The 16885-nt window shown below is 63.6% G+C and carries 13 protein-coding genes; 1 reads left to right on the forward strand and 12 read right to left on the reverse strand.

The features are described from left to right. Nucleotides 1-14: 14 nt before the first annotated feature. The 7 genes from K359_RS0114120 to K359_RS0114150 form a co-directional block, all read right to left on the reverse strand. A complete protein-coding gene (locus K359_RS0114120) occupies nt 15-794 on the reverse strand; it encodes a glycosyltransferase (RefSeq protein WP_245284600.1) in 780 nt (259 codons plus the stop codon). 401 nt (nt 795-1195) lie between these two features. After that, nucleotides 1196-2125 carry an NAD(P)-dependent oxidoreductase gene (locus tag K359_RS0114125; protein WP_029079934.1) on the reverse strand — a complete coding sequence of 310 codons (930 nt, stop codon included), beginning with the start codon at nt 2123-2125 and terminating at the stop codon, nt 1196-1198. An 18-nt stretch (nt 2126-2143) separates the two neighbouring features. Further along, the gene (locus tag K359_RS0114130; RefSeq protein WP_029079935.1) at nt 2144-2707 is read right to left on the reverse strand and encodes a DapH/DapD/GlmU-related protein; all 564 of its coding nucleotides are present in this window, start codon (nt 2705-2707) and stop codon (nt 2144-2146) included. Then, the gene (locus K359_RS51920) at nt 2704-3558 is read right to left on the reverse strand and encodes a methyltransferase domain-containing protein (RefSeq protein WP_051346126.1); all 855 of its coding nucleotides are present in this window, start codon (nt 3556-3558) and stop codon (nt 2704-2706) included. Before K359_RS51920 ends, K359_RS0114130 begins: the two co-directional genes overlap by 4 nt. An 8-nt stretch (nt 3559-3566) precedes the next feature. Beyond that, entirely contained in the window at nt 3567-4655 is a 1089-nt protein-coding gene (locus K359_RS0114140) for a glycosyltransferase (protein WP_029079936.1), read from the reverse strand. A gap of 3 nt (nt 4656-4658) precedes the next feature. Continuing rightward, nucleotides 4659-6497 carry an asparagine synthase (glutamine-hydrolyzing) gene (asnB, locus tag K359_RS0114145; protein WP_029079937.1) on the reverse strand — a complete coding sequence of 613 codons (1839 nt, stop codon included), beginning with the start codon at nt 6495-6497 and terminating at the stop codon, nt 4659-4661. A gap of 2 nt (nt 6498-6499) precedes the next feature. Further along, complete coding sequence (locus K359_RS0114150; RefSeq protein ID WP_029079938.1) at nt 6500-8053, reverse strand: lipopolysaccharide biosynthesis protein; 1554 nt, start codon at nt 8051-8053, stop codon at nt 6500-6502. 307 nt (nt 8054-8360) lie between these two features. On the opposite strand from K359_RS0114150, the gene K359_RS0114155 reads away from it, so the two are divergent. Continuing rightward, nucleotides 8361-9554 (forward strand): CaiB/BaiF CoA-transferase family protein, encoded by a 1194-nt coding sequence (locus tag K359_RS0114155; RefSeq protein ID WP_029079939.1) that lies wholly within the window; start codon nt 8361-8363, stop codon nt 9552-9554. A gap of 101 nt (nt 9555-9655) precedes the next feature. On the opposite strand, the gene K359_RS0114160 is transcribed toward K359_RS0114155, so the two are convergent. The 5 genes from K359_RS0114160 to K359_RS0114180 form a co-directional block, all read right to left on the reverse strand. Beyond that, nucleotides 9656-11167, reverse strand: a complete 1512-nt coding sequence (locus K359_RS0114160; RefSeq protein ID WP_029079940.1) for a tripartite tricarboxylate transporter permease — start codon at nt 11165-11167, stop codon at nt 9656-9658. 22 nt (nt 11168-11189) lie between these two features. Then, nucleotides 11190-11732, reverse strand: coding sequence for a tripartite tricarboxylate transporter TctB family protein (locus tag K359_RS0114165; RefSeq protein WP_029079941.1), 543 nt, complete (start codon nt 11730-11732; stop codon nt 11190-11192). A gap of 72 nt (nt 11733-11804) precedes the next feature. Beyond that, nucleotides 11805-12908: an S-methyl-5-thioribose-1-phosphate isomerase gene (gene mtnA, locus K359_RS0114170; RefSeq protein ID WP_029079942.1), complete on the reverse strand. Its 1104-nt coding sequence runs from the start codon at nt 12906-12908 to the stop codon at nt 11805-11807. Continuing rightward, entirely contained in the window at nt 12905-13780 is an 876-nt protein-coding gene (locus K359_RS0114175; RefSeq protein ID WP_029079943.1) for an S-methyl-5'-thioadenosine phosphorylase, read from the reverse strand. The genes mtnA and K359_RS0114175 overlap by 4 nt, the downstream gene beginning before the upstream one ends. Nucleotides 13781-13943: 163 nt before the next feature. Further along, nucleotides 13944-14921: a Bug family tripartite tricarboxylate transporter substrate binding protein gene (locus K359_RS0114180; protein ID WP_371261156.1), complete on the reverse strand. Its 978-nt coding sequence runs from the start codon at nt 14919-14921 to the stop codon at nt 13944-13946. Between the last annotated feature and the right edge of the window lie 1964 nt (nt 14922-16885).

Below are 16885 nucleotides of genomic sequence, written 5' to 3' on the forward strand. Positions count from 1 at the left end.
CGCGACCTCAGCTTCTATCTTGCGACTGGCTCACTGATCTCCTGACCGGCAGCCCGTCGCATGGTGGCCGCAAAACTCGCCGCAAAGGCACGGACGCTGTCGTCCTGATGCGGGACGACGTTCCGAACGACGAGCCCGCGTGCCTGCCGTGAAACCTGCATCAGGTGGTCCGCGAGCGCGACCGGATCATTGACGCCGAAATAGCGCGCAGCCCCGCCGGTCTGCTCCTTGTGCACGTCGAGATCGGACAGGATCATCGGAACGCCGAACGACTTCGCCTCCTCGACCGTCGTGCTCCATCCCTCGAAACGCGATGGATTGATCAGTGCGATTGAAGCCCGCAGCAGCGCGTAGACATGTGACAAGGGGACAGTCCCAACATGGCGGAATTGCGCATCGAGGCCGCGCTCGCGAACCTGCGCGTTGACCAGTTCGTAATAGCCCGGCTCGCGGCGGTCCTCGGTGCTGCCGGAAGCACAGACCACCACGTTGGCGCCCCGCTCCTTCAGGATCGTCAGCGCGTCGACCACGAGCTGGTGGTTCTTGTGACGGTAGAACTGATTGGGCAGGTAGAAATAGTTTTCCGGCAGGCCGTAGTTCGCGATCACCTCGGACGGATCCGTGTTCAGGAGAGCGGCCGGCGGCTGGGTTGCGAAGCGAACCACGCAGACATCGTTCCCGGCGCGCGGATAGTAGGTCCTGAAATCGCGATGCGCACTCTCGCTGCTCAGCATGATGGTCCGGCCCGACGCCATCTGGACGCGAAAGCCGATTTCGCGGCGCCAGCGTGCCATCCTCGGAAAGAGCTGAGGCAGAGATCGGTGTTGCAGGTCCGGAATCCACGCCACTACTGGGATAGCGAGCCGCCAGCCGAAGAAGTGTGCCGCTTCAACAACAACATCGACGCGCGCGGAGCGAAACGCCGCGGCGGCTCCGGGGTCCAGCCCAAGCCCCAGCGCCGCGGCTAAACCTGGCTGTCCATCGAATGCTGCCGACCGGACCACCTCAACACCCGGTGTTGCGGCAAGCTCCGCGAGTTCATTCTCATCGGCTGTGTTCCCGGCAAAGATGACCGGAACGAATTCGCCAGGCAGAGACCAGGCAAGCGCCGCGAACAGATTGCGCTGATAATTGTATCCGCCAGCCCAAAGCCGACGCGAAATGTGACTGAACGCGATCCGCAACGGGAGCGACGTCACGAAGCCTGCCCCTTGAACCACGTCACGTAGTCGGCAAGGCCCTGAGCAAGAGGAATGCGCCAATCGAACCCGATTTGGCGCAACATCGCATCGTCCGCCAGCAGGCTCACGGGATCGCCAGGCCGGCTTACTCCTGAGTGTCGCACTGCGGTGTTGCTTCCCCACTCCCGGATAAGGCCGGCTGCAATGTCGGCAACGCTCGTCCCACGGCCCGATCCGCCATTGATGACCCGGAACGTCTCCTTCGGCGACAGTTCCGCGACAATTGCAAGAAGCCTCGCGACGTCGCGAACGTCGGTCCAGTCGCGGATTTCGTTGCCTGTCCCGCCGAGTGTGAGCAACGGCTCCCTGGCCTCGAGCCGCGAGCAGATGTCCCAGAGCAATTGTTTGCGCAGGTTGGGACCGTAGACCGAGAACAGCCGCACGACAGTACAGCGGATGCCGAACGACTGCGCGTAGCTCCGGCACAATTGCTCCATCATGAACTTGTGTTGCCCATAGGGCGACATCGGAGCTGCGACGGCGCTTTCGGCGATCGGGCCTGTATGGTCGGCACCATAGACGGCGGCACTCGACACCGCGATCACTGCGCAATCTGGCGCGGATCCACGCAACCATTCGAGCAGCCGCGCCGTGCTGGCGACAGTCCGTGTGAAATCCTCAAATGGCCGCTCAATCGAGACGCCGACGGACGATCCGCCGGCGAGGTGAAAGACCTGCGCCGGCAACCCGTGGACAGCCGCAAGCGTGTTGAGATTGGCCGCGTCGATCTCACCGTTGATCCAGCTCTGCAAACCGAGGCGCCGGGCTTCCGCCGCATCGACGGCTCCGTGCCCGACCCCATGCACCGCATGGCCCGCCGCGGCCAACTCCCGCACGAGATGGCGGCCGATGAACCCGTTCGCGCCTGTGACCCACACGATCATGCGATTGACCCAGCCAAACTAAGTTTCAAGGACTGACCTTACAAGACGTGCCGGGTTTCCGGCGACGACTGTGTCTTCGGCGACGTCCCCAGTGACTACCGAACCAGCCGCCACTATCGCGCGGGCGCCGATCCGAACGCCTCGCGTCAGGAAAACGCCAGCTCCGATCCAGGCATCGTCGTTGATCATGACAGGACGCTCATCGAGATCTAGCTGACGCGGATGACCTTTGGTAAACATCTCCTGAATCTGCCGGTGGCGCGCCACGTGGTCCACAGGATGAGTGAGATTGTCGAAGACATTCACATCGTGCGCAATCAGCACCCGGTCTCCGATTCGCACGGATCCAGCGGACCATATCCGCGAATTCTCCCCGACATAACACCACGATCCGATTTCGATGCGCCCGCCATGGGCGAACGTCAAAAGCTCGCCTCGGATAATGCTGTTCGCACCAATGACGATGCAGTCACTGTCACCGCGAATATTGCGGATGCGTGCAGTCGGCATCAGCCTGGCGTGCGACCCAAGGCGACAGGTCGCGCGCCCCAGCATCCGCTGCAGCCAGTAATCGAGGTTCATCTGATCAACTCGATGCAGGCAATAGCGCGCGCGCAGCCAGCCCTGTCGTCGAGCCGGCCGCGTCCGCTATGCGGGTCAAATGCAGTCGCATTCGCAACCTCGGCCTCCGTTGCCCGACGCCAGCCCGTCTTCTCATAGCCGAAGAACTCGAGCTCGAAGGACGAAGGCGCAAAAGCGTCGATCAGGACCTGGATCATCCCCCGGTCGAAGACCTGAAACCAGTCGAAGTTCTCATATCGCCCATATGGCACCGTAATCAGGCAACGTCCGCCGGGAGCAATGATCCGTCGAAACTCGCGCATCGCGTCGGCAAAGCCATGCTTGTTGGTTTCTGATTTAGCCGGATCATTGGTGTAGAGCATTGTGTTGTCCAGTCCGACATGCTCCAGGGTAGAAATGCTGACAATGGTGTCGAAGGCGCCATCCTCGAACCTCGTCTTGCGAAAATCCCCAAAGACGTAGGAATAGCCCTCATACCAGTAACACCGCTTTTCCGGTGCCAACGTCATGATCGTCAGGTCCGCGTTGCGCAGTGGATCGCGGCCCAGAATGTAGTCGTGATTCAGCGTCGAGCCCGCATCAAGCATTCGTCCCAGTCGGACACCATCGCGGCGCAACCGGTCGAACAGCCATGGATATTCGACTACCCTCTCATCGATGGCGATGCCAAATGCGTCAGGCAGCGGGCGCCCCGATCGAACGGCGGCCGTGTCGACCGCGGTCTGAATGCAGTCCTTCTTGCGCGTAAAGTAACCAACCGACCAGGGTCGACGCCCTCTAGCAAAGTAGACAGGCAATGCAGCCGCGTCAGCCAACTCCTTGATTCTGAAAACCAGACCGTCAACGTGCATGCCTGCTCCTAGACGCGCTCCAAGAGGTCTTCAAATAGGGCCCACTGGCGCCCTTTGCTATACAAATCTCCGACCACTCGCCGCCCCCGCTCGGCTTTCGCCTTCATTTCATCCCAGGCCCGCAAGCAATTCGCGATCTGGGTGAGGCAATCATTGCCCGACTCGTAGACCGCAATCGTCTGCCCAGGATCCATCCCCTCCGGATAATTGCCGGCGTCCGACACGAGCAGCGACCCGCAACCCATCGCCTCGAAGCAGCGCATGTTGCCGCGATCGTTGCCGGCCATGTCGATTGCGCCGTTGAGCACGATCTTCGCCGATCCGAACAGCTCGTAGAGGTCCCTGCCGAACAGCGGCAACCTCGCGATCCGCGCGATGGCTTCGGGACGCCGGTGCTTGCCCAGCGGCAGCAATCGCCCGACCGCGCTTTCGGCGAGCCGTGTCAGTCGTGACGCATCGAGGCAGAACACGATGTTGCGATCAGCCGCCAGCGCGGCGACCTGCTCGAGGGTCCGGCCCCGCGCGCTGTGATGCCGCGAATATCCACCGACAAACGCCACGTCGACCGGTCGTTCGCCGTGGCCGTATTGCTCCATCACCGGATCGACCGCGGGGAAGAACAGCTCCGCCCGGCACCCCTTGCTGCGCCAGGCCTCGAGGATCGAAGGGAAGTTTCCAAGCACCGCGCCATAGGCGGTCAAATCGGCATTTCCGGAGGGTGCCGCGCGCCAGCACAATGTCTTCTTCACGCAGCCGGGAAGCTTTGCGACGAACGCGCTCGGATAGCGCACTGGATCGAGATTGTAGAACACCTCGGTTCCGTGATGCTCGATCTGCGCAAGCAGGATTGCCTCGAGCGTCGGCGTCCCCTTGATGCCCTGCTCATGCGCCCATCGGCGCTGCAGCACTTCGTCGTCGCCGTTGGTGAAGAAGGCTTCGGGTGCGCGGTCGAGCACCGGCTTGAGGAAATGTGCCGCGCCAAAGCGATCATGCAGGAACACGTCGCGCCGCGCGGCGAAGGTCGTCGCCTTTGCCGCAAGCTGGTTCAGCCGCGGCAGATAAGACGGATAGAGACCGCTGTTCTGGAACAGACGCATTGCTTACGCGGACCTCGCCAACATCCATTTCATGTTCAGATACGGCCAGATCCGGCCGACGGATTCCCAACCCCAGCTTTGCGATGCCGTCAAGCGGCCGACCGCCTTTCGAAGCGGCACCTCGTCGACGAACTCGGCAAATGCTGGGACCTTCCGATCGAGCAGCTCCGCGGTCCAGCCCGCCAACGGCCCGTTCAGCCATTCCGGCATCGGCGAGTTGAATCCGACCTTGCGGCGCGCGGTGCGGATGCTCTCGGGCATCAGGTTGGCCATCGCCTGCCGCGCCACCACCTTGGTGATGCCGTCGGCCGACTTGCTCGTTTCCGGCAGCGCCATCGTGTAGGTGACCAGCCGCCAGTCCATGAATGGCATCCTGACCTCGATCCCATGCGCCATCGAGAGCCGGTCGAAATTGCGCAGGATGGTGGGCAGCGTGGTCGAATGGAACATGCGGTAGAGACGCCGGTTCAGCGCGCCCCACGCGCTCGGCATTTCGTCATCCTCGGCGACCAGCGGCAACGGTGCGGGCATCGCCGCCGCGCCGCCACGCAGGAAGTAATACCCCTGCCGCCTGATCATCTGCGCCCGCAAGAAGTCGATGCCCCGCTGCGCCAGCTTCGATCGTGACGTGAGCGCGGCCGCCGCATTCCGGATCCGGAATGCGGTCGACTGCCCCTCCTGCAGGTAAGCGCCCATCAATTCATCCGCGCCGTGACCGTCAAGAGACACGGTGACGTTCTGGCGCCGGAGTTCGCGATAGATCAGCCACGGCGCGCTCGGCAGCCCGATATAGACGTCGTCATTGTCGTCGAGGATCCGGTCAAGGTCGGTCAGCGCATCAGAGCGGCCGATCTCGAGAAAGCTCGGCACCACCTCGGCCCATGCGGCCGCTTCCTCCGCCATCGGCCGCTCGTCATTGCTGTCGCCGGGAAAGGTCGCGACGAAGGCGTGCCGCCAGGCGGTGCTGTCGCGCGGTCCCATGCCGGCCTTCTCATGCGCCGCCATGGTGCAGATCACCGCGGACGAGTCGAAGCCGCCGGACAGGCAGGTGCCGATCGGTACGTCGCTGCGCATGCGCAAGGCCACGGAATCCTGAAACAGCTCACGAAAGCGCGCCACGCGTTCGGCCTCGCCGGCCGGGACATCAGGCAGGTGGTCCACGGTTCGCCACCAGCGGCGCACCTGCGCGCGCCCCTGGCGCAGCCACATGCAGTGGCCGCCCTGCAGGCGGCGCAGTTGCGCGAACAGGGTCCGCTCGCTGCCTTCGATCCCGAATGGGTCAAGCAACAGCCGCCGCGCCACGTCGATGTCGAGCGATGTCTCAACCAGCCCGCTCCGCGCCAGTGCCCGCTGCTCGGACGCGAACACGAATCGCTCGGACGACAGCGCATAGAGCATCGGCTTGATGCCGAAACGATCGCGCGCAAGGAACAGATCATCCGTGGCGGTGTCGTAGATCGCCAGCGCCCACATGCCGTTGAAGCGCAGCAGCATGTCCTCGCCCCACGCCTGCCAGGCGGCAAGGATCACTTCGGTATCGGACTGGCTGCGGAACACCGCGCCCTTCGCCTCGAGCTCGCGGCACAATTCGAGGAAGTTATAGATCTCGCCATTGTAGACGATCACATGGCGGCCATCGCCTGAGACCATCGGCTGATAGCCACCCTCACCGGGATCGATGATGGCGAGCCGGCGATGGCCGAAGGCGACGTTTCGCTTGGCGTTGAACCAGATGCCCTCGCCGAACGGACCGCGATGCGCGATCAGACTGGTGAGCCGCGAGATCTCGGCCGGCTCCACGGCGGAGCCGCGCAGATTGACGATGCCTGCGATACCACACATGTCTAGGCGGCCTTGAATGGCAAGAAGCGGGTGATGATGATGCGGAGGTCCCGCGAGCAGACGGCACGATAGGGACCAAGCTGCGACACGGCGACGGCGGCGACGAAGATTGCCGCCGCCGACATGCCGTAGAACGAGATCACATACCACCATGACGGCGCGTGGTCGAATGAGGTGTGGCCAAGCTGGGAGCGCAGCGCCAGCGCAACGGCGATCCCGGTGCCGAGCGGGACGAGGACGAAATGCAGCATCCGCGACCACATGGCTGAAAGCCTGAAGGTCCGCCGCAACAGCAGCACCGTGGTGACCATCTGCGCTACCATCCCGACGCACGTGCTCCAACCGGCCGCCTGCCAGCCGAAATACGGCAATGCGACGGCGCTGGTCGCCAGCGTGAAGACACCGGTGACGAGCGAGATCAGCGCGTTGGAACTGGAGCGCCCCTGCGACAGCAGATAGAACGCAAACACGTTGGCGCAGGACCCCAATATCCCGCTGATCGCGAGCACCACCAGCACCAGTTGCGCCTCGGCCGCCACCTCGGCACCGGTCCATCGATGCAGCAATGCGCCTGCGACCGGGATCAGACCACCGAGCGCGCTCGCGGCAAGCACATTGAGAATCCAGGACGAGCGAAGCAGCAGGTCGACCTTGCGATCGTCATCCTCCTTTTGCAGCGTGCTGAAGAACGGGAACAGGATCTCGCCGACCTTCAGCACACCGATATAGACCGCCTCCTCCAGCCGTTGCGCGACACTGTAGAAGCCGACGAATTGCGGCTGCAGCAGCGCGCCGAGCAGATAGCGGTCCGCCTGGCCAGCGAACAGCGCACCGCTTTGCGCGGCGACCTGCCAGCCGCCAAGCCTGACCAGTGCACGCAGCGCGTTGCGATCGAGCGCCGGCCGCGCCAGCCAGTCACCCATCGCGTGCCGCGACCAGGCGACGGCCATCAGGAAATTCGTTGCGACGCCCAATGCCTGACAGCCGAGGAACGTCGAGGCGCGCGGCGCATGCGGGATCAGCAGCAGCATCGACATCGTCGTCACCACCGTGCCCGTGATGCTGATCGACGCGATCCGCCGATAATCCTGGCGCGCCATGAACAGCGAGAGGAAGACCGCGAACAGGCACTGGCACAGCCAACCGGCGCCGGCCAATGCAAAGGCAAGCCCCAAATCGTCGCCAGCCGGGCCCCCCAGGTGAAATCCCAACCGTGCGAGCGGCGCGCCCACAAGGCTGAGCACTACCGCGATCAGGCCGCCCACGACGAGGGCGAGCGCAAGGGTGGTCGCAAAAAATCGCCGCGCCTGTTCACGGTCGGACGGTTCCAATCGTTGCGCGAGCTCACGCGTCGTGGAGAGGCCGAGCGCGTTGCTGAACATCAGCGCGGGCGCGACGCACGCCGTCACCAGGCCGGCAACGCCGAACGCGGCGAGGCCGAGGCGGAAAATCACGAATGGCAGGATCGCAAGATTGAGCAGCACTGCGACCGCGAAGGCAGTCGCGTTCCATGCCGAGTTGCCGAGCAGATGGGATGGACCTTGCTTCACCGCCATGCCCGTTTTCGGTCCATCGCTTCGATACGCTTCAAGTGCCTATTCCATAAGGGCAAAACCCGCTCGGCTCGGCGACGGGCTAGCAGCCGCCGGGGTGATTGTCGAGGGTTGGCAGATGGTAGTGCCGGCGAGCAGGCCCGGCTCAGGCCCAAATCACCGCCAAGGGACGAACCGATCTCCACGGAACCATGGCTGTTTGTTTCCAGCCCGGTCTGTCGTCCGGGTAACAGTTGGAAAGGTCAGCCAAATTGTCTAAGGCAGATAGGCTGTAGCCCCCAGAGCGGCCCGCCAAACAAGAGGTGTCTCAATGCCCTTTCCCCGCGCATCCCAAGCCCTGTCCCGTTTCACCGTGCTGGATTTGACCCGGGTCCGGTCGGGGCCGACCTGCGTGCGCCAGCTCGCCGACTGGGGTGCCAACGTCATCAAGATCGATGCGCTGCTGGAGGACAGTGGCGGCGAGCAGCCGGGCGGCCCCCGCGGCGGGTCCGACTTCCAGAACCTGCATCGCAACAAGCGCGCCATGACGCTGAACCTGAAAGACCCCAAAGGGCTCGAGGTGTTCAAGCGGCTGGCCGAACAGGCCGATGTCGTGGTCGAAAACTTCCGGCCGGACGTCAAGGCCAAGCTCGGTATCGACTATGAGAGCATCCGCAAGATCAATCCGCGGATCGTCTATGGCAGCATCTCCGGCTTCGGCCAGGACGGCCCCTATCACAAGCGCCCGGGGTTCGATCAGATCGCGCAGGGCATGGGCGGCCTGATGTCGGTGACCGGCGCGCCCGGCGAGGGGCCGATGCGGGTCGGCATTCCCGTTGCTGACCTGACCGCGGGCCTGTTCTGTGCGCTCGGCATCCTGACCGCGCTGCTGGAGCGCGATGTTTCCGGCGAAGGCCAATGGGTGCAGACCTCGCTGCTGCAGGCGCAGATCTTCATGCTGGATTTCCAGGCGGCGCGCTGGCTGATGGAAAAGGAAGTGGCCAAGCAGGCCGGCAACAACCATCCGACCTCGATCCCGACCGGCGTGTTCAAGACCTCCGACGGCTACATCAACATCGCCACCACCGGGGGCCGGATCTGGGAGCGCTGCGCGCAGGCGATCGGCGCGCCCGATCTGGTCACCGACCCCGACTATGCGACCGCACCGGCGCGCTCGAAGAACCGCGACGCGCTCAACGCGCGGATCGACGCGCTGACCCAGAAGAAGTCGACCGAAGCCTGGGTGCAGGAGCTGAACGCCGCCGGCGTGCCGTGCGGGCCGATCTACGCGATCGACCAGATGTTCGAGGATGCCCAGGTCAAGCATCTCGGCATGGCCCAGCACGTGCCCAATGACGAGAACCGGCAGATCCAGCTGGTCAGCCAGCCGGTGACGCTGTCGCGGACCCCCAGCAAAATGGCGGCCCGTCCGCCGGAATTCGGCGAGCAGACCGAGGAGCTGCTGGCCGAATTCGGCTTCGACAAGGACGAGATCGCCGAGCTCCGGCAGCGCAAGGTCGTCTAGAGCTGCGTTCCGATAGAATCGGAACGGAGCTCTAGATTCTTGTCTGACGCGTTTTCTTCACGCGAACCGGTGTCCACTTCGCTCGAAAACGCTCTGAAACCTTACGCCTTTGCCGGCCGCACCAGACGCGCGACGCCGGCAAAGGCCCGATCGATCACCGGCCAGAACAGCAGCACGATCGCCAAGGTCGTGATGGTGCCGACGAGGCCGTTCGACCAGAACACCTTCATGTCACCGCCAGAACCGATCATCGAGAGACGGAACGCATCCTCGGCGCGGCTGCCGAGCACCAGCGCGAGGGTGAATGGCGCAAGCGGAATGCCGATCTTCTTGAAGACGTAGCCGACGACACCGAAGCCCAGCATCAGCCAGATATCGAACATCGCATTCTGGATCGCATAGGCGCCGATCGCGCAGGACACCACGATCATCGGCGCGACCGCTGCGAACGGTACCCGGAGGATCGAGGCGAAGATCGGCACGGTGGTCAGCACCAGCACGAGGCCAACGACGTTGCCGAGATACATCGAGGCGATCAGGCCCCAGACGAAGTCCTTGTGCTCGACGAACAGCAACGGGCCCGGGTTGAGGCCCCACACCATCAGGCCGCCAAGCAGGATCGCAGCAGTCCCCGAACCGGGAATGCCGAGCGCGAGCATCGGCAACAGCGCCGAGGTGCCCGAGGCGTGGGCGGCGGTCTCCGGCGCGAACACGCCCTCGATGCGGCCCTTGCCGAAACTTTCCGGATCCTTGGCGAAGCGCTTGGCGAGGTTGTAGCCCATGAAGGACGCCGCGATCGCGCCGCCCGGCGTGATCCCGAGCCAGCAGCCGATCACCGACGAGCGCAGCAGCGTCACCCAGTATTTCGGCAGGTCCTTCCACACCGACAGCACGACCCGCAGGCTGATGCCGGCGGCATGCCCGCGCAGCGCCAGGCGCTCCTCCATCGTGAGCAGGATCTCGCTGATGCCGAACAGGCCGATCACCGCGACGAGGAAGTTGATGCCGCGCAGCAGCTCCGCCGAGCCGAACGTCATGCGCAACTGCCCGGACACCGTATCCATGCCGACGCCGGCAAGCAGCAGCCCGAGCGACATCGAGATCACTGTCTTGTGCTTGGCCTCGCGGCCGAGGCCGACGAACGAGCAGAACGTCAGCAGGTAGACGGCGAAGAACTCCGGCGGGCCGAACTTCAACGCGAACGACGAGATCATCGGCGCCAGGAAGGTGATCAGGAGCACCGCGACCAGCGAGCCGATGAAAGACGAGGTGAACGCCGCGGTGAGCGCTTCGGCCGCCCTGCCCTGCTGCGCCATCGGATAGCCGTCGAAGGTGGTCGCGACCGACCAGGCCTCGCCGGGGATATTGAACAGGATCGACGTGATGGCGCCACCGAACAGCGCGCCCCAGTAGATGCAGGACAGCATCACGATGGCGGAGGTCGGATCCATCGTGAAGGTCAGCGGCAGCAGGATCGCGACGCCGTTGGGGCCACCAAGCCCGGGCAAGACACCGACGAAGATGCCGAGCACGAGGCCGACCATCATCAGCAGCAGCGTCTTCCACGTCAGCAGAACGGCAAAGCCGTGCAGCAACAGACCGAAGGCTTCCATGTCCCGAAATCCTGTCGGTTGGCTAGCGGCCGAGAGCCGACTCAAGCGGCCCTTTCGGCATGATGACGTCGAACGCGACGTCGAACGTCACGAACATCACGGCGGTGAAGACGAAGGCGGTCAACAGCGACTTCCACAGCGCGATCTTGCCGACCAGGCGCATGAACGCCGCGATCAAGAGAAAGCTCGCGACATAGAGGCCGAGATACTGGGTGGCGAGGCAGAACAGCAATGTCGGCACGAACACCGCCATCACCCGGCGCAGCTGGGCGCGGGTGACGAAGGTCTCGGCGGCTTCCCGGCGCGAGACGAAGGCGGCGCCCAGGCCGTAGAGGCTGGCGCCGCCGAGGATGACCGCGAGATAGAACGGAAAATAGCCCGGCTGCGGCCCGGTCGAGTCCCACGAGGCGCCGGTGCGCCAATTGTCCCAGCCGAGCACCAAAGCGAGCACAAGCAACAGCAGCGAGACGACGACGTCGACCACGCCGGTGCTGACGACCGCAGGCGAGTTCTCTTCAGGCGCGGTCGGATCGTCGACGACGATCTCAAGTTCGGTATTGGACATGGACGAGACGGTCTCGGTTGCGAGGGCAACGATTGGGATAGCGCGCTGACGCAATCACCGTCAATGCAGCCTTCAGCTAACGCCGGAACGTTCGGGAAACGCGCTCGCAAGTGCAGCACGGCTAGCGTTGAGGACGCCACGCTCGGTGATCAATCCCGTCACCAGCCTGGCCGGCGTCACATCGAAGCCGAAATTGGCGACGGAAGAGCCTTCCGGCACCACGCGCACGGTCTCGATCCGTCCATCCGCCGTGCGCCCGGTGAGGTGCGTCACCTCGCTGGCCGCGCGCTGCTCGATCGGAATCTGCTTGATGCCGTCATCGATACGAAAGTCGATGGTCGGGGACGGCAGTGCAACGTAGAACGGCACGCCGTTGTCGTGCGCAGCGAGCGCTTTCAGATAAGTCCCGATCTTGTTGCAGACGTCGCCATTGGCGGCGACGCGGTCGGTTCCGACGATCGCGAGGTCGACCATGCGATGCTGCATCAGATGGCCGCCGGTGTTGTCGGGGATCACGGTGTGCGGGACGCCGTGATGCCCGAGTTCCCAGGCGGTCAGCGAGGCGCCCTGATTGCGCGGCCGCGTCTCGTCGACCCAGACATGGACCGGAATGCCGCGATCATGCGCCTGGTAGATCGGCGATGTCGCCGTTCCCCAATCCACGGTTGCAAGCCAGCCGGCATTGCAATGCGTCAGCACATTCACCGGCTCGCCCGGCCGTTTCGTCGCGGCGATTTGCTCGATCAGGCCGAGACCGTGGCGGCCGATATCGCGGTTGATCTCGACATCCTCGTCGGCGATCTCGCGGGCGCGGGCATAGGCCGCATCCGCCCGGGCTGAAGCTGCGAGCGGCGCGAGCGCGCGTTGCATCTCGTCGATCGCCCACTTCAGATTGATCGCGGTCGGCCGGGTCGCCATCAACATCTGGCCGGCGCGCGCCAGCGCCGCGTCGGACGCATCGGCGCGCATCGCGAGCGCCATGCCGTAGGCTGCGGTGGCGCCGATCAGTGGCGCGCCGCGCACCAGCATCGAGCTGATCGCCTCGCCGGCCTCGTCCGCCGTCGTGAGTTTAGTGACGATGAATTCATGCGGCAGCTGGCGCTGATCGATCGCGCCGACAGACCAGCCGTCGGGCTCGAGCCAGATGCTGCGAAAATGCCGTCCATCGACCTTCATGTGTGCAACACCCGTCCGGCGACGGCATCGAGCTTGGCAAGCAACTGCGGATCGCGCGCTGTGGGCGCCGTGATCAGCGCGGTGTCCAGGCCACGATCTGAGCCGATAGGACACGGCTCATGCTCGCGCGGAAAATCCCGCGCCAGACGCGCGACCAGTGCCTTTGCCTTCTCGGCGTTCGAATTCAGCACGCGGATGATATCCTGCACCGTCACGGCATCATGGGCCGGATGCCAGCAATCGAAATCGGTGACCATCGCCACGCTGGCGTAGCAGATCTCGGCCTCTCGGGCGAGCTTGGCTTCCGGCATGTTGGTCATGCCGATCACCGAATAACCCTGCGCCTTGTAGGTCAGGCTTTCGGCGAGCGAGGAGAATTGCGGCCCTTCCATGCAGAGATAGGTGCCGCCGCGCGCAAACGCGATGCGCTCGGCCTCGGCCGCGGCAGCGAGATGCTTGACCAGCAACGGCGACACCGGATGCGCCATCGAGACATGCGCGACGCAGCCCTTGCCGAAGAACGAGCTCTCGCGCTTGTGGGTGCGATCGACGAACTGGTCGACCAGCACAAAAGTGCCCGGCGGCAGCTCTTCCTTGAACGAGCCGCAAGCGGACAATGCGACGAGGTCGGTAACCCCTACCCGCTTCAGCACGTCGATATTGGCGCGATAGTTGATGTCGGACGGCGACAGCGCGTGTCCCTGGCCGTGCCGCGGCAGGAACACGATCGGCAGTCCCGCCATCTCGCCGCGGCGCAGTGGCGCCGACGGCTCGCCCCACGGGCTCGTGATCGCTTCCTCGCGGACATTTTCCAGGCCCGGCAGGTCGTAGATGCCGGATCCGCCGATGATGCCGAGAACGGCTTTGGTCACGGCTTTGGTCATGATCGCTCCTCACGGTCCCGCAACGGCGACGGAGGGTTGACCCAGCCCGATCGGGCTCGCCGGACGTTCGGCCACACTGCGGCGCAATAATCACTGCGCCGCCACCGCTTGCAAGCCAATTCCGGCCTGAAGGTAAAGCAAACCACGACCGCTATTTTGCGACGAAGCCCGCCGCATTCATCAGCGAGGCATTGACCTTGTCGTCATCCTCGAGGAACTCGATCATGTCCTTGCCGGTGAGGAAGATCGGCTTCAGCGCCTGCTTCTCCATGTAGTCCTTGTATTCCGCCGTCTGCGTCACCTTCTGGAACAGGTCGGCATAGAACGCTTGCTGCTCCTGTGTGACCTTGCCCGGCAGGAACATCGCGCGCAGCATCAGATACTGCACGTCCAGCCCTTCCTCCTTGCAGGTCGGGATGTCGTTCCAGGACTGCGTCTCGGTGACCTTGGTCTTGTAGGAGATGCGCTCCTTGTCGAACACGCAGAGCGCGCGAACCTGTCCGGCACGCCAGACTTCGAGATTCTCGCTGGGATTGTTGACGTTGGATTCGGTGTGGCCGCCGACCAGCTGGGTCGCGGCTTCGCCGCCGGACTTGTAAGGCAGATAAGAGAACTTGGCGCCGGTCTTCTGCTCCATGAACACGGTCAGCACATGATCTTCGCGCTTGGAGCCCGTCCCGCCCATCTTGAACGGTGCGCTTGCCGCCTTGGCGGCCTCGATAAACTCCTTCACGGTCTTGGGACCCGTTGCATTGTCCCACAACACGAACTGGTCGAGCGCAATCACCGACACCGGCGTGAGGTCGCGCCAGTTGAAGGGAATTTTCGCCGACAGCGGCAGCATGTAGATCAGCGAATAGGCGATCAGCACTTTGTTGGGATCGCCTTCGCTCGACTTCATGTACATCAGCGCTTCCGCACCCGACGCGCCGCCCTTCAGCGACACCACCATCGGCTGCTTCATCAGATTGTTCTTCTGGATCGCCGCCTGCATCATCCGCGCCATCTGGTCAGAGGCGCCACCGGCACCCGCCGCAACCACGATCTCGACCGGCTTGCTCGGCTCCCAGCCGGCAAAGGCCGGCGTGCTCAGCAGCAGGGCCGCGATTGCAGCCGTGGTTTTCACAATCTGTCCCACGTGTTTCTTCCCTATCTATTTGTTCGGCTTGGCGAAAACCTGCGAATTGGCGGGCGCCGTCATTGTGCTGAGAATGCGGGTGAGTTCAAGCTGCGAACTGCCGCAGCACCTATGACTTTGGAATGAGGTGGGGGTGTCGGTTCGCACTGACATTAGCAGTCCCGTCATCCTGAGGAGCGCGTAGGGCGTCTCGAAGGATGCACGGCCACCAACCGGGCCGTCGATCCTTCGAGACGCCGCTTCGCGGCTCCTCAGGATGACGGGGGTAAAGCTGAGGATGCGAGTCCGCCTTCTCGCGACATGAATCGTCCGAGCTTTGCTCTTCGTTCCGCCCTCAATCAATCAGAGGGCGCAGGGAAAGCCGGATGCCGATCGCACCCATGGGTCCCGTGCAACAGGAAGCACGCGAGGTAGGACCACAGGTGTCACCGGGAACCCCGGCTTTCCCTGCGCGATGGCTTACGGCTTACTTCGTGCTCTCCCCGGCGAGACCGGGCTTTGTTGTCACCGCCCTCGCAAAAACGCTTGCGCATTTTGCGAGGGGACACCTACCGCTGGGGCGTCAGGACCACACGACTTGAAGTCCAGCCGCTTTTCGGCCTGTTGAAAACGGCAAAAGTGCCGGAAAATACAGGCTTTTTTCGATTTCTGCTGAAAGAACAAAAGGCCCACACAAACCCGCTGGGCCCCAATAGGCCCTAGTTTCACACCCTATGCGCTGGCGCGGCCTGCCCGGTGTTCCTGTAGCCCTGCGCTCTGGCGCGCTGTAGGGCCTTCCTTCGGCCTCTGATCGCAACTGTTGCGGCATTCTTGCCCCCTCAATTAACGAAAGCGTGATTGGGCGCGCGCCCGTGACTGCATGGACGTCCAAAATTGAATAGGACCGCACAATCGCTCTTTGTCAGCATCGACTAAATGTGCCTCATCGGCCACCCCGGCCGTGCCCTTCTATGGGCGTTTCCTCCCTAGACTTGGGCCGCTTGTGGCAACGCAAGCGGCCTTTCTTTTTGTGTCCGGTTTCTCGGTCCTACTTTGCCGGTCAGTGATGCTGTGGCTGCTGCCGTCCTGACGCGCGTCGTGACGGTGACGCGGTGACGGGTGCGAGCCGCTGCCCGTGCTGGCTCCGGGTTCGATGCGTGCCGTGCCGCGCATCTCAACGAAAGAAGCCGTCCCGGGGGTCATACGGTGACGGCTTCTCGCTAACGCAACACACTGTCCACCAGAAGGTGGGGACTGATGATGCATGGACGCGGTTTGATGTTGGCCGACACGGCGACGCGGTCGAGGTCGAGGTGATGCGCGCGCGACAGCGCGACCGTCGAAGGATGGCGGATGTGAGTGCAACCGTCTAATGACATAGATCAAGACAGGTACGGGCAGAGCGAGTAAACTTTTAAATCTTGGGGCAGTCCAGCAAGGGAGGCAGTCATGCTCTCTCGACGGAAGCTTCTTTCTTCTTTGGGCTTGGCGACTGCAATAGCCGCGTTCCCGACCGTGCTGATGGTCCCTGACGCGGAGGCGCAGACCGCTGGTATGGAAAGGCGTCAAGATCGACGTGAGGGGCGACGCGAACGCCGCGAGGATCGCCGTGACGCGCGCCAAGTGCGCCGCGAGGGTCGCCGTGAAGCGCGCCAAGTGCGGCGCGGAGTTACGACGGCGCCGGGAGTTACGACGGGGACAGCTAAGTAGCTTGGCTAGAGCGTAGTGGGTCGATAGGTCGTCATCTCCGCTCATCGTCCCGGTGCAGCGCCAGCAGCAGATTGCGTGCATGAAGGGAAGAAATGATCGAGACGTGGCACGCTGTATCCTTCTACTCAGCGGGCCTAGAGCTTAGTCGTTAACCTTCCGGCGCCCTCCGCACGGTCGTCAGGGTCCTCTGGGGTGCGCGGAAAATGCGGGGACCGCGCGACGCTGCGGTACGATCGTATTTGCACTTTTATTTTTCCGGGTTGCGT

Source organism: Bradyrhizobium sp. th-b2 (genome assembly GCF_000426785.1).
GTDB classification, from domain to species: Bacteria; Pseudomonadota; Alphaproteobacteria; order Rhizobiales; family Xanthobacteraceae; genus Bradyrhizobium; species Bradyrhizobium septentrionale.

Coding starts and splice junctions, on each gene's coding strand:
- K359_RS0114150 (WP_029079938.1), bottom strand. CDS start 8,053: ATGGCGGTGAAGCAAGGTCCATCCCATCTGCTCGGCAACTCGGCATGG.
- mtnA (WP_029079942.1), bottom strand. CDS start 12,908: ATGAAGGTCGATGGACGGCATTTTCGCAGCATCTGGCTCGAGCCCGAC.
- K359_RS0114155 (WP_029079939.1), top strand. CDS start 8,361: ATGCCCTTTCCCCGCGCATCCCAAGCCCTGTCCCGTTTCACCGTGCTG.
- K359_RS0114125 (WP_029079934.1), bottom strand. CDS start 2,125: ATGATCGTGTGGGTCACAGGCGCGAACGGGTTCATCGGCCGCCATCTC.
- K359_RS0114130 (WP_029079935.1), bottom strand. CDS start 2,707: ATGAACCTCGATTACTGGCTGCAGCGGATGCTGGGGCGCGCGACCTGT.
- K359_RS0114140 (WP_029079936.1), bottom strand. CDS start 4,655: ATGCGTCTGTTCCAGAACAGCGGTCTCTATCCGTCTTATCTGCCGCGG.
- K359_RS0114160 (WP_029079940.1), bottom strand. CDS start 11,167: ATGGAAGCCTTCGGTCTGTTGCTGCACGGCTTTGCCGTTCTGCTGACG.
- K359_RS51920 (WP_051346126.1), bottom strand. CDS start 3,558: ATGCACGTTGACGGTCTGGTTTTCAGAATCAAGGAGTTGGCTGACGCG.
- asnB (WP_029079937.1), bottom strand. CDS start 6,497: ATGTGTGGTATCGCAGGCATCGTCAATCTGCGCGGCTCCGCCGTGGAG.
- K359_RS0114165 (WP_029079941.1), bottom strand. CDS start 11,732: ATGTCCAATACCGAACTTGAGATCGTCGTCGACGATCCGACCGCGCCT.
- K359_RS0114120 (WP_245284600.1), bottom strand. CDS start 794: ATGGCACGCTGGCGCCGCGAAATCGGCTTTCGCGTCCAGATGGCGTCG.